Annotated in this window: 12 protein-coding genes; 3 read left to right on the top strand and 9 right to left on the bottom strand. The window is 58.3% G+C overall.

Annotated features, from left to right (window positions below; genetic code table 11):
* Positions 1-16 precede the first annotated feature (16 nt).
* Positions 17-757, top strand: coding sequence for an arginyltransferase (locus tag EAO39_RS15775; RefSeq protein WP_120969103.1), 741 nt, complete (start codon positions 17-19; stop codon positions 755-757).
* A gap of 125 nt (positions 758-882) precedes the next feature.
* Positions 883-1,704, top strand: coding sequence for an IclR family transcriptional regulator (locus tag EAO39_RS15780; RefSeq protein WP_120969106.1), 822 nt, complete (start codon positions 883-885; stop codon positions 1,702-1,704).
* A gap of 145 nt (positions 1,705-1,849) precedes the next feature.
* Here the strand turns inward: EAO39_RS15780 and EAO39_RS15785 are convergent, their stop codons facing one another.
* On the bottom strand, positions 1,850-2,248 hold the full coding sequence (locus EAO39_RS15785) for a cytochrome c family protein (protein WP_120969110.1): 399 nt from the start codon (positions 2,246-2,248) through the stop codon (positions 1,850-1,852).
* A complete protein-coding gene (locus EAO39_RS15790) occupies positions 2,245-2,814 on the bottom strand; it encodes a ferritin-like domain-containing protein (RefSeq protein WP_120969113.1) in 570 nt (189 codons plus the stop codon). The genes EAO39_RS15785 and EAO39_RS15790 overlap by 4 nt, the downstream gene beginning before the upstream one ends.
* A gap of 190 nt (positions 2,815-3,004) precedes the next feature.
* Between EAO39_RS15790 and EAO39_RS15795 the strand changes: the two genes are divergently transcribed.
* A complete protein-coding gene (locus tag EAO39_RS15795) occupies positions 3,005-3,700 on the top strand; it encodes an RNA polymerase sigma factor (protein ID WP_120969116.1) in 696 nt (231 codons plus the stop codon).
* A gap of 192 nt (positions 3,701-3,892) precedes the next feature.
* On the opposite strand, the gene pbpG is transcribed toward EAO39_RS15795, so the two are convergent.
* The 7 genes from pbpG to EAO39_RS15830 form a co-directional block, all read right to left on the bottom strand.
* Positions 3,893-5,140, bottom strand: coding sequence for a D-alanyl-D-alanine endopeptidase (gene pbpG / locus EAO39_RS15800; protein ID WP_120969119.1), 1,248 nt, complete (start codon positions 5,138-5,140; stop codon positions 3,893-3,895).
* A 112-nt stretch (positions 5,141-5,252) separates the two neighbouring features.
* Entirely contained in the window at positions 5,253-6,791 is a 1,539-nt protein-coding gene (locus EAO39_RS15805; RefSeq protein ID WP_120969122.1) for a 2-isopropylmalate synthase, read from the bottom strand.
* 106 nt (positions 6,792-6,897) lie between these two features.
* Positions 6,898-8,568, bottom strand: a complete 1,671-nt coding sequence (gene leuA / locus EAO39_RS15810; RefSeq protein WP_120969125.1) for a 2-isopropylmalate synthase — start codon at positions 8,566-8,568, stop codon at positions 6,898-6,900.
* Positions 8,569-8,794: 226 nt separating this feature from the next.
* On the bottom strand, positions 8,795-9,664 hold the full coding sequence (gene pssA / locus EAO39_RS15815; protein ID WP_120969127.1) for a CDP-diacylglycerol--serine O-phosphatidyltransferase: 870 nt from the start codon (positions 9,662-9,664) through the stop codon (positions 8,795-8,797).
* 197 nt (positions 9,665-9,861) lie between these two features.
* Positions 9,862-10,878 carry a ketol-acid reductoisomerase gene (gene ilvC / locus EAO39_RS15820; protein WP_120969130.1) on the bottom strand — a complete coding sequence of 339 codons (1,017 nt, stop codon included), beginning with the start codon at positions 10,876-10,878 and terminating at the stop codon, positions 9,862-9,864.
* Positions 10,879-10,939: 61 nt separating this feature from the next.
* A complete protein-coding gene (gene ilvN / locus EAO39_RS15825) occupies positions 10,940-11,431 on the bottom strand; it encodes an acetolactate synthase small subunit (protein WP_120969133.1) in 492 nt (163 codons plus the stop codon).
* A 159-nt stretch (positions 11,432-11,590) separates the two neighbouring features.
* Positions 11,591-13,369, bottom strand: a complete 1,779-nt coding sequence (locus tag EAO39_RS15830) for an acetolactate synthase 3 catalytic subunit (RefSeq protein ID WP_120969136.1) — start codon at positions 13,367-13,369, stop codon at positions 11,591-11,593.
* Positions 13,370-13,449 lie beyond the last annotated feature (80 nt).

Genomic DNA, 13,449 nt, shown 5'->3' on the forward strand with positions numbered 1-13,449 from the left:
TGGCCGCCGCCTGACCATGACGCATCCAAACGATCTGCCCCTGCACGCCCTGCAGTTCTACGCCACTGCAGCCTACCCCTGCAGCTATCTGCCGGGGCGGCTGGCCCGCTCTCAAGTGGCAACGCCCAGCCATCTGATTCAGAACACGGCCTATTCCGAGCTGGTGAGCCTGGGCTTCAGGCGCAGCGGCATGTTCACCTATAGACCCTATTGCGATGGCTGCCAGGCCTGCGTCCCCCTGCGCATACGCGTGCAGGAGTTTGTGCCCAGCCGCAGCCAGCGACGGGCAGCCAAACTGCATGGAAACCTGATCACCTCCATTCAGCGCCTGCACTACTCGGACGAGCATTACCAGCTTTATCTGCGCTATCAGCAGCACCGCCATAGCGGTGGCGGCATGGACCATGACAGCGTGGATCAATACACCCAGTTTCTGCTGCAAAGCCGCGTCAACTCACGACTGCTGGAATTTCGCGAACCGACCAGCGATGGCAGCACTGGCGCACTGAAGATGATCTCGATTCTGGATGTACTGGAAGACGGCCTGTCTGCCGTCTATACCTTTTACGACCCGGACGATCACGCCAGCTACGGCACTTTCAATGTGCTGTGGCAAATCGATCAGGCCCGCGCCATGAACCTGCCCTATGTGTATCTGGGCTACTGGATTGGAGACAGCCCCAAGATGAATTACAAGGCCAAGTTTCTGCCGCACGAGGTGCGCATTCACGAAAAATGGGAGCGCGTGGACCGCTGAACTTGCCGCCCACAGCGCTCAAAGGCGAAACAACGCTGCTTTGAGCTCGCATCTATACGGAGATAGCATGGTCTCGCGCGGTTTGCACCGCTAGAATGCCTCATCCCGAAATGCACCCCCACGGTATGAAAAAAGAAGATCTGTCGACTTCCGCAAAGCCCAGCGTTCAGGTTCTGGAACGCATGTTCACGTTGATCGACGTGTTGGCCTCGCGTGAGGAAGCGGTATCTCTGAAGGAGATCAGCGAGCGCACAGGCCTGCACCCCTCCACCACGCACCGCATTCTCAATGATCTGGCCATGGGCCGGTTTGTGGACCGCCCCGAGTCGGGCAGTTACCGCCTGGGCATGCGTTTTCTGGAACTGGGTAATCTGGTCAAGGCCCGCCTGAACGTGCGCGAAGTGGCCCTGACACCCATGCGCCAGCTGTACAAGCAGATCCAGCAGCCCATCAGCCTCTCGGTACGCCAGGGCGATGAAATTGTGTATGTGGAGCGCGCCTACAGCGAACGCTCCGGCATGCAGGTGGTGCGCGCCATTGGCGGCCATGCGCCGCTGCACCTGACCTCCAACGGCAAGCTGTTCCTGGCTGCCGATGATTCCCAGCAAGTGCGCGCCTACGCCACACGCACCGGCCTGCCCGGCAAAACCCATTTCAGCATCACCCAGCTCAACAGCCTCGAACATGAACTGGAAAAAGTGCGCCAATACGGCATTGCCCGCGATAACGAAGAGCTGGAGCTGGGCGTGCGCTGCATGGCTGCAGGCATTTATGACGACCAAAGCAAGCTGATTGCCGGCCTATCCATTTCCGCGCCGGCAGACCGCCTGGATGAAGCCTGGGCTCCCAGACTGCAAGCCACCGTACAGGAAATTTCCCTGTCACTGGGCTTTAGCGGCACCCACCCCGCCGCACAGACCGGCGGCGCTTACGCACGCCACCCCTGATCAAAGCACTCATAGCAACAAAAAAGAGCAGCCCGATGGCTGCTCTTTTTTTTTAACCAATTTACCTGCTGCACATTCCGATTGAGCCTCGCACCTACGGCGATGAAGACTGAATAGACGGCTGGCCGGCAGGACCACAATGCATTCAATGCGGGGGCGCTCCAGATGCGCGGCATTCCGGTGAATCATTGGCGTGCTTGAGGTAGGCAATCAGGTCGCTGCGCTCCTTGGAATCCGGGATTCCGTCGTAAGTCATCGTTGTGCCTGGAAGCACCTTCATGGGCTGGGCCAGAAAGCGGTCCAGTGTTTTTTCATCCCAGGTAAGACCGGAGTTTTTCATGGCAGCTGAGTAAGCAAAGCCGGGCACCGTACCCGCGCGCCTACCCAACAGGCCACAATGGTGTGGACCCACCCGGTCGTAAGCCAGCGCATGGCAGGCTGCGCAACGGGCGTAGACCTGCTCGCCCGACAGCTTATCTTGGGCTGCATGCGCTATCACGGCGAAGGACAGCACACCTAACAAGCACCACGGTGTGACGCTCATGATACGAACGCCACAGGGACCGGCACTTCGCCCACCGCTTGGCGCAGCACGGCCCAGTGCATGGCCTCATCACCCAGAATACTGGCGGCAGCCTTGGACAGCTCTCGATTGCCGAATAAAGGGATAGCTCCCAGATAAGCACTGACAGCCCCCTGCTCCAGACGCGCGGCAAAGCGCAGCACATCCTCCTGCGATTTCAGCTGGTTCACCGGGAAGTTGTAAGCAGTTTTCGGGAGGACCGGTTTCCCACCCAATTTTTCAATCGTCTTTGCCAACAACTTGGCATGCGCTTTGTGATGGCCTTGAAAAGTCACAGCCAGATCCAGCACCGGTGCTTGCAGCAGCTTGCTCTCAGCTCCCAGCTGATAAGCAGCGATGGCCTCCAGTTCAGCGCCCAGAGCAGTATTCAGGATTTGCGTGTCCTGTGTTTTCCCATCGCCGGACTTGGCCGCCAGAGCCTCACGGCCAGCCAATAGTGCAACAGCCGCCCCGGAAAGCAGCAGCCCAGACTGGCCAAGAAAGAGGCGACGCGCCTCTTGTGGGTGAGTGATATGTAAGAACGACATGAGGCACTCCTTCGTGGGTGACGAGGCCTGCGTTGGCCACCCGGAAATTCGGCGCCCAAGGCAAGCACTCATCCATTGGATGGATGGCCGCATCGCCATGTTCCGCCCCTGCCGGCAACAGGGGCGGCTATCAGATCATCACGGGAACGCTTGGCGTGAGTACACCATCCAATGGTCATAGGAGGCGTACATGCCGCACACCCCACCTTCGAGCCACCGCCCTGCGACTGCCGATGCGTCAGATTTGGAGCTGACTTTTCGGGCGATCAGTGGTGACGAGGTGGCCTTCGAGGCCATCATGCGGCGCCACAATCGCCTGCTGTTTCGCACTGCGCGAGCCATTTTGAAAAGTGATATGGATGCCGAAGATGCAGTGCAGCAGGCGTATTTGCAGGCTTGGCAGGCTTTAGGTGATTTCAGGGCAGATGCCAAGTTGTCGACATGGCTGGTGCGCATTGTGGTCAACGAAGCGTTAGGACAGCTGAGACGCCGTCAGCTGAAGATCGTGCCGCTGGAGTCCGCACTGGCATCGACGGAAGCCATGGATTCCGACTGGCAGCAAGACGATATGGAGCGCAGCCCCGACCGCGCAGCCATGCGTTCGGAGTTGCGTCAGATCATGGAAGCACGCATTGACATGCTGCCCACCGACTTCCGCCGGGTTTTCATGTTGCGCGGCGTGGAAGAGATGAGCGTGGAGGAGGTATCGCAGATACTGGAAATCCCAGAAGCCACAGTGCGCACACGCTTTTTTCGCGCTCGCAGCATGCTCCGTGAAGGACTCTCACAAGACCTGGACATGGCCCTCAGTGATGCATTCACCTTCGATGGAGAGCGCTGCAATCGCATCGTGTCACTGGTTCTGGCGCACCTATCGCCGCGCTAGGCATGCCCGCTTGCAATGTCTTCGCAAAAGGCAATCAAGACGGCCTGCACCGGCACCCATCACTCGCCATTTTTTGGATTATTTTTGCCTATAGCCCTTATCAGAGAAGCGCAGAAAGCTACAAAATCAATAGTATTTAAGCGAAAAAACGCCACCCGAAGGTGGCGTTTGGGTATTTGGAAGATGTGTCAATCAACCTTTGACACGCCCCAGCATGGCGGTGCTGGTGCTGCCGCCATTGCTCTCGACCCAATGGCGCACCCGCTCGGCATCGGCCAGACGGCTGAATTTTCCGGCTGAATCCAGGAACACCATGATGAGCTTGCGGCCGGCCACATGCGCTTGCATGACCAGGCAACGACCGGCCTCGGAGATATAACCCGTTTTTTGCAGACCGATATCCCAGTGATCGCTCTTGACCAGACGGTTGGTATTGTTGAACTGCAGCGTGCGGCGACCCACAGCCACTTCATAGCCGGGCGAGGTGCTGTATTCGCGCACCAGAGGATCGCCGTGGGCCACGCCTACCAGCATTGCCAGATCGCGCGCACTGGACTGATTGCTGCTGGACAAGCCTGTGGGCTCCACATAGCGGGTGTCCTTCATGCCCAGTTGGCGGGCTTTGCTGTTCATCAGCTGCACAAACTGCGACAAGCCGCCAGGATAGGTGCGACCCAGGGCATGGGCGGCGCGGTTTTCGCTGGACATCAAGGCCAGATGCAGCATCTCGCCGCGCGTCAGCGTGGTACCCACACGCAGGCGCGAGCTGCTGTTTTTCTCGGTGTCCACATCATCTTGGGTGATGGTGATCATCTCATCCATGGGCAAACGTGCCTGAGAGATCAGCAGACCCGTCATCAGCTTGGTCAGCGAAGCAATGGGCAGCACTGCCTGATCGTTTTTGCTGAGCAGGACTTCATGGGTATCCTGATCCACCACATAGGCCACGCTGCTTTGCAGATCCAGCGGGTCGTTGACGGAATGCAGACCGGCCATCTGGCCATAAGAGAGTCGAGCCGGCTCGTAAGCTGCCGCGGCTGCAGCAGCCACTACAGCAGCACGTGCGGGCGCCGCAATGCCTCTGGCGACACGGGTCTTGCCAGCGGATTTTTCAGCCTTGGCCAGTTCACGCCGCTCGGCCTTGCTGAGATTCTTGCCTGCCTTGGCCGTTTTGGTATCTGCCTTATCGCTCTTGCCCCGGGCAGCCTTGTCCGATTTTTCCGCCTTGGCGCTTTTGCCAGACTTGATTTCGGCCACTACGCGGGTTTTGCCCGCGGGTGCTTTGGCACCTTTTTTGGTAGACACCTCGGCAGCAGGCTTTTTGACCTCTTTTTTGGAGCTTGCCGCATGCGAAAGCGGTGCCGCCAACGCGCAGCTGAGCAAGGCCAGCGACATCACCTGGGTGAGTCTTGCAAGGCGGAAAGGGCGAAGCAGCGGCATGCGATACTCCAGACAACAAGATGTTAGGATTTATTTCAATCAAAAAAGTTGTGCAGCGACAAGCACTTACACAACTTTTCCGATAATCTGAGTGAAATTATAAATCCAGTGTTCAACCTTGTGCTGCTACAACCTCTTTATTGCTATGCAATTTGTTCAAAGCACTGAGGTAAGCCTTCGCTGAAGCCACCACGATATCGGGGTCTGCACCCACTCCGTTGACCACCCGGCCGTTGCGCTGCAGGCGCACCGTCACCTCGCCCTGGCTCTCGGTCGAGCCGCTGATGGCATTGACGGAATACAGCACCATTTCCGCACCGCTTTGCACCTGGGTTTCGATGGCTTTGAAAGAAGCATCCACCGGGCCGTTGCCGTCCGATTCGGCCTTGACTTCCTTGCCTTCCTTGCTGAATACCACGACCGCATGTGGGCGCTCACCGGTTTCACTTTGCTGCGCCAGAGAAACAAACTGGAACGGATCTTCCTGGTGCGAGCTTCCCTGCACGCTCACCAGCGCCAGAATGTCCTCGTCAAAGATTTCACTCTTGCGGTCGGCCAGCTCCTTGAAGCTGGTGAAAGCCTGGTTGATGGCGGCCTCGCTATCGAGCTCCACTCCCAGCTCCTGCAGGCGCTGCTTGAAGGCATTGCGGCCGCTGAGCTTACCCAGCACGATCTTGTTGGCAGCCCAGCCCACATCTTCGGCGCGCATGATTTCATAGGTATCGCGGGCCTTCAATACGCCATCCTGGTGAATGCCGGACGCGTGAGCGAAGGCATTGGCACCCACTACCGCCTTGTTGGGCTGCACCACAAAGCCGGTGGTCTGGCTGACCAGGCGGCTGGCGGCCACGATGTGCTGGGTATCAATGTTGACATCCAGGCCGAAATAATCCTTGCGGGTCTTGATGGCCATCACCACCTCTTCCAGCGAGCAGTTGCCAGCGCGCTCGCCAAGGCCGTTGATGGTGCACTCGATCTGGCGCGCACCGCCGATCTTCACGCCGGCCAGCGAGTTGGCCACCGCCATGCCCAGATCGTTGTGGCAGTGCACCGACCACACGGCCTTGTCGCTATTGGGCACGCGCTCACGCAGATTCTTGATGAAGTTGCCATACAGCTCTGGAATGGCATAGCCCACGGTGTCTGGCACATTGATGGTGGTAGCACCTTCGGCAATCACGGCTTCAATCACACGGGCCAGAAAATCGGGCTCGCTGCGGTAGCCGTCTTCGGCGCTGAATTCGATGTCATCAATCAGATTGCGCCCAAAGCGCACCGCCTGCTTGGCCGGCTCCAGCACCTGCTCGGGCGTCATGCGCAGCTTTTTCTCCATATGCAGTGGGCTGGTGGCGATAAAGGTGTGAATACGACCGCGATTGGCCTCCTTGAGCGCCTCGGCCGAGCGCGCGATGTCACGATCATTGGCACGCGAAAGCGAGCAGATGGTCGAATCCTTGATCGCCCGCGCAATGGCCTGAATCGACTCAAACTCCCCGTTGGACGCCGCAGCAAAGCCCGCCTCGATCACATCCACCCTCAGCCGCTCCAGCTGGCGCGCAATGCGCAGCTTTTCATCACGCGTCATGGAGGCGCCAGGCGACTGTTCGCCATCGCGCAAAGTGGTGTCAAAAATGATGAGTTGATCGGACATGGTGGGGTCTCTTTGGATTGATGGCGCGGGTCAGCGCCGGTTGTAATGAAGAATCGCCGATAAAAAAGCCGGTGCGCTTTTGACGACACCGGCTTGCATGGAAAACTTAGGCAGCTACCGCCTCTTGAACGGCCGGGACACGTTGCAATCCCGAGATGATGGCCCGGAGCGAGGCCGAGACGATATTGGCATCCACCCCGACACCGTAGTAAACCTGGGACTCGTCCACACGCAGTTCCACATAGGCGATGGCCTTGGCATTCGCGCCCTCACCAATCGCGTGTTCGGCATAGTTGAGCACGCGCACATTGCGACCAATCTCTTGTGACAAGGCCTGGACAAAGGCATCAATGGGACCCGTACCTTCTCCGCCCAAAAAATATTTCTCGCCTTCCACCTCGATTTCGGCCGTCATGCTGACCACGCCATCGGCCTCGCTCAAGCGGTAATGCGGGGCCTTGACCGTGTTCACGCCATATTCACGCTGGAACAGCTCCCACAAATCAGCGGCGGCCAATTCCTTGCCGCTGGCATCCATCTCGCGCTGCACCACCTGGCTGAACTCGATCTGCAGGCGACGTGGAAGTTGCAAGCCGTATTCGCTCTCGAGCAGATACGAGATACCGCCCTTGCCCGACTGGCTGTTCACGCGAATCACGGCTTCGTAGCTGCGTCCCAGGTCCTTGGGGTCAATGGGCAGGTAAGGCATATCCCAGATATCGCCTTCCTTGTGGGCCGAGAATGCCTTTTTGATGGCGTCCTGGTGCGAGCCCGAGAACGAGGTGTAGACCAGCTCACCCACATAGGGGTGACGTGGGTGCACGGGCAACTGGTTGCAATACTCCACCGTGGCGCGAATGCCGTCGATATCGGAGAAATCCAGGCCGGGATTCACACCCTGGATATACATATTCAACGCCACGTTGACCACATCCAGGTTGCCGGTGCGCTCGCCATTGCCGAACAAGCAGCCTTCCAGGCGATCAGCCCCGGCCATCAAGGCCAGTTCAGCCGTAGCCGTACCGGTACCGCGGTCATTGTGGGGATGTACACACAGCACAATGCTGTCGCGGCGCTCGATGTTGCGGTGCGTCCACTCCACCATATCGGCAAACACATTGGGTGTGGAATGCTCCACCGTGGTGGGCAGGTTGATGATGCACTTGTTCTCGGGTGTGGGCTGCCACACGGCGGTCACGGCATCGATCACGCGCTTGGAAAACTCCAGCTCGGTGTCCGAATACATTTCGGGCGAGTACTGGAAAGTCCATTGGGTTTGGGGATAGGTGGCCGCGATGTCGGAGAACATCTGGGCATTGGTGGTGGCGAGCTCGACGATTTCGTCTTCGCTCATGTTCAGCACCACACGGCGCATCACCGGTGCGGTGGCGTTGTAGAGATGAACAATGGCGCGGGGCACGCCTTCCAGCGCTTCGAAAGTGCGACGCACCAGATGCTCGCGCGCCTGGGTCAGCACCTGCACGGTCACATCATCGGGAATGCGGTTTTCCTCGATGAGCTTGCGCATGAAGTCAAATTCGATTTGCGAAGCCGAGGGAAAACCGACTTCGATTTCCTTGAAGCCAATCTTGACCAACTGCTCGAACATGCGCACCTTGCGCTCGATGTCCATGGGCTCGATCAAGGCCTGATTGCCGTCACGCAGATCCACGCTGCACCAGACCGGAGGCTTGGAAATCACCGCATCGGGCCAGGTGCGATCGGTCAGGCGCACAGGAGCGAAAGGACGGTATTTGGTCGAAGGGTTTTGCAACATGGTGAGTCTCTGTAGTCGAAATTGCAGGAAATTGAGCCCATTTCCAGCGACACCCAAAAACAAAACGGCCCGTCGCTGGTGCTACGGGCCGTGAAGTAGGGTGTGTTTGTACGCGCGCGCTACTTGATCTGCCCGTTGGACATTAGTAGTAGAGCTAGCGACAGGTTTTGCATGCGGATCACTTTAACACAAGAAGTTTGATACGGTCCGATTTTTTCCGAGCCGCTCAATCGTCGTGCAGGCCGCGCTCATCGGGCTCATCCTTGGAGGTCGCCACGATGCTGACATGCTCGCCCTTGGAACGGCGCCAGGCATAGATGACATAGCCCGAGACCGAGTAGCCCACAAAGATCAGGAACAGCATGGTGGCCGGCTCCACGCTCACAATGGCCATCAGCAAGGCCACTACCACCAGGCTCACGAAGGGCATGCTCTTGGCGCCGCCAATATCCTTGAAGCTGTAATAGGGAATGTTGGTGACCATGGTCAGGCCAGCAAACAGCGTGATGGCGAACATGATCCACGACAGATCGGCTCTGTCCGTGGGATAGCCGCCAAACCAGGAGATCACATCACCAAAGATGGGGACATCGCGGTGCGAGACCATGAGCGCGCTGGTCAGCCAGATGAAGCCTGCCACCAAGGCAGCGGCAGCTGGCGAGGGCATGCCCTGGAAGTAGCGCTTGTCCACCACGCCGGTGTTCACATTAAAGCGCGCCAGGCGCAGCGCGGCACAGGCGCAGTACACAAAGGCGGCAATCCAGCCCCAGCGTCCCAGCGGGCGCAGCGCCCATTCATAGGCAATCAGTGCCGGAGCAGCGCCAAAGGACACCATGTCGGACAGCGAATCCATCTGCTCGCCAAACGCACTTTGGGTGTGCGTCATGCGAGCCACGCGACCGTCCAGGCTGTCGAGCACCATGGCGCAGAACACGCCGACGGCGGCCAGCTCGAACTTGTTGTTCATGGCCATGACGATGGAGTAGAAACCACCAAAAAGTGCAGCCAGGGTGAACAGATTGGGCAGTACATAAATGCCCTTGCGCAGCTTGCGCGGCACGCCGCTGATCTCGCCAGACTCATTGCTGTTTTGCATTAAACAGACCTCCAGTGCTTGCATGTCAATCGCATGCAGCTATTAAAACCATAGTATGTCAAGCTTTACCCGCAAGGCAAAGCCCATGGCGCCAGTGTACCCGGCTGCTTGCTGCGTTCGGCATGAAAAAAGCCACCCCAAGGGGTGGCCTCTTGCCGACATGATCTCATCCGGCTTGCACCGGATGAAAACCGGTCTTAGTTGCGGCTCTGGTCAACCAGCTTGTTCTTGGAGATCCAGGGCATCATGGCGCGCAGCTGACCGCCCACTTGCTCGATGGCGTGTTCGGCGTTTTGACGACGACGGGCAGTCATCGAAGGATAGTTCAAACGACCTTCGCTGATGAACATCTTGGCGTATTCGCCGCTTTGAATGCGCTTCAAAGCATTGCGCATGGCCTTGCGCGATTCTTCGTTGATGACTTCGGGGCCGGTCACGTACTCACCATACTCGGCGTTGTTCGAGATGGAGTAGTTCATGTTGGCGATGCCGCCTTCGTACATCAGGTCAACGATGAGCTTGAGCTCATGCAGGCACTCGAAGTACGCCATTTCGGGAGCGTAACCAGCTTCGGTCAGGGTTTCGAAGCCCATCTTCACCAGCTCCACCGCGCCGCCGCACAGAACGGCTTGCTCGCCGAACAGGTCGGTCTCGGTTTCTTCCTTGAAGTTGGTTTCGATGATGCCGCCCTTGCCGCCGCCATTGGCCATGGCATAGGACAGAGCCACGTCACGGGCCTTGCCGGACTTGTCTTGGTAGATGGCGATCAGGGAAGGAACGCCGCCGCCCTTCAGGTATTCGGAGCGCACGGTGTGGCCAGGGCCCTTGGGAGCAACCATGATCACGTCCAGGTCAGCGCGGGGCACGACCTGGTTGTAATGCACGTTGAATCCGTGAGCGAAAGCCAGGGTTGCACCTTGCTTGATGTTAGGGGCGATGTTGTTGTAGTAGACCTCGGGGATGTTCTCGTCGGGCAACAAGATCATGACCACATCGGCAGCCTTGACTGCATCGTCCACTTCCATCACGGTCAGGCCAGCCTTGCCAACCTTGTCCCAGGAAGCGCCACCCTTGCGCAGACCGACCACGACCTTCACGCCGGATTCGTTCAGGTTTTGAGCGTGTGCATGGCCTTGGCTGCCGTAGCCGATGATGGCAACGGTCTTGCCCTTGATCAGGCTCAGGTCACAGTCTTTGTCGTAGAAAACTTTCATGATGGCTCCAGGTCTCTTGTCTCTAGGGGGTTAAAAAGTAAAAACAGGTCAGAGGATGGGATTAAACACGCAGAATGCGTTCACCGCGGCCAATACCCGAGGCGCCCGTGCGCACGGTCTCCAAAATGGCCGTGCGATCAATGGCTTGCAGAAAGGCGTCATTCTTGGACTGATCGCCCGTGAGCTCCACGGTATAGCTTTTTTCCGTCACATCGATGATGCGGCCGCGGAAGATATCGGCCATGCGCTTCATTTCCTCGCGCTCCTTGCCCACGGCACGCACCTTGACCATCATCAGCTCGCGTTCGGTGTACGAGCCTTCGGTCAGATCTACCACCTTTACCACTTCAATCAGGCGGTTCAAGTGCTTGGTGATCTGCTCGATGACATCGTCAGAACCCGTGGTCTGAATGGTCATGCGCGACAGCGACGGATCTTCCGTCGGCGCCACAGTCAGGGACTCGATGTTGTAGCCACGGGCCGAGAACAGGCCCACGACGCGTGACAGTGCTCCGGGCTCGTTTTCGAGCAGCACAGCGATGATGTGTTTCATGAGATGAGATTCCTCTTTTCGCTGCCCTCCCCCGACGTCGGTAAACGTCGGGCTCGGCAGGCAATAGATTCGTCAGAAAACGCTATAGAAAATAGAGCTGTCTGCGCTTGATATATATGGGCTTGATGCCAATTTCATTCAAAATCAGCATCTCTACCATCACAAATCGTCAGCGCCGAGCAGCATTTCCGTGATGCCACGGCCCGCCTGGACCATGGGGAACACGTTCTCGGTGGGGTCGGTACGGAAGTCCATGAACACCGTACGATCCTTGAGCTTGCGCGCCTCGCGCAGAGCAGGCTCCACATCCTCGGGGCGCTCGATGAGCATGCCCACATGGCCGTAGGCCTCGGCCAGCTTCACGAAGTTGGGCAGGGAATCCATGTAGCTGCTGGAGTAGCGGCCGGAGTATTCAATTTCCTGCCACTGGCGCACCATACCCAGATAGCGGTTGTTGAGCGCGCAGATCTTGACCGGCGTGTTGTACTGCAGGCAGGTTGCCAGCTCCTGGATGTTCATCTGGATCGAGCCTTCGCCCGTCACGCAGAACACTTCGGATTCGGGCTTGGCCAGCTTGATGCCCATGGCGTAAGGCAAGCCCACACCCATAGTACCCAGACCGCCGGAGTTGATCCAGCGACGGGGCTCGTCAAAGCGGTAGTACTGGGCGGCCCACATCTGGTGCTGACCCACGTCGGATGTGACATAGGCGTCGGCATCCTTGGTCATGTTCCACAGTGTCTCCACCACGTACTGGGGCTTGATCACCGAGCCATCGCCACGGCTGTAGCTCAGGCAGTCGCGGCTGCGCCAGCCTTCGATGGAGTCCCACCACTGGGCCAGGGCACCGCCATCTGGGCGTTGCGTGGTCTCGCGCAGCATGGCAATCAGCTCGGTCAGCACATCCTTGACGTCGCCAACGATAGGCACGTCCACCTTCACGCGCTTGGAGATGGAGGAAGGATCCACGTCCACGTGGATGATCTTGCGCTCCACCGACATGAAGTGTTTGGGATTGCCGATCACACGGTCGTCAAAACGCGCACCCACGGCCAGCAGCACATCGCAGTTCTGCATGGCATTGTTGGCTTCGATGGTGCCGTGCATGCCCAGCATGCCCAGGAATTTCTTGTCGCTCGCGGGGTAGGCGCCCAGACCCATCAACGTGTGGGTGACGGGGTAACCCAGCATGTCCACCAGCGTGCGCAGCTCGTTGCAGGCATTGCCCAGCAACACGCCACCGCCGGTGTAGATATAAGGGCGCTTGGCGGCCAGCAGCAGCTGCAGCGCCTTGCGAATCTGACCCGCATGACCCTTTTTGACGGGGTTGTACGAGCGCATTTCCACTTTTTCGGGATAGCCGGTGTACAGCGCCTTCTTGAAGGACACATCCTTGGGAATATCCACCACCACAGGGCCGGGACGGCCGGTGCGGGCAATGTGAAATGCTTTTTTCATGGTCTCGGCCACATCACGCACGTCCTTGACTAGGAAGTTGTGCTTGACGATGGGGCGAGTGATACCGACGGTGTCGCATTCCTGGAACGCGTCGGTACCGATGTAATTGGTCGAGGTCTGGCCCGCGATAACCACCAAGGGGATGGAGTCGGTATAGGCCGTGGCGATGCCAGTGACCGCATTAGTCAGGCCGGGGCCGGAAGTCACCAGAGCGACGCCTACTTCGCCCGTGGCACGCGCAAAACCGTCGGCAGCGTGCACGGCAGCTTGCTCATGGCGCACCAGAACGTGCTGGATGCTGTCTTGCTTGTAGAGCGCGTCGTAAATATAGAGAACCGCGCCGCCTGGGTAACCCCAGAGGTGCTTGACGCCTTCAGCCTGAAGCGACTTGATAAGGATCTCGGAGCCCATCAATTCCTGGGCGCCCGATGAGGACGTTGCTGTGGCTGCGCAAGCCATTTCAGCTTTGGAAATTTCCATGATCAACCTTTGCGAATTTCTCTAACGAAAAACCTTGGGTGCCTCTGGCCTTGAGCCCTTGTGGGGCCGGTTTGAGACTT

This window comes from Comamonas sp. lk (assembly GCF_900564145.1).
Lineage (GTDB): Bacteria > Pseudomonadota > Gammaproteobacteria > Burkholderiales > Burkholderiaceae_C > Comamonas.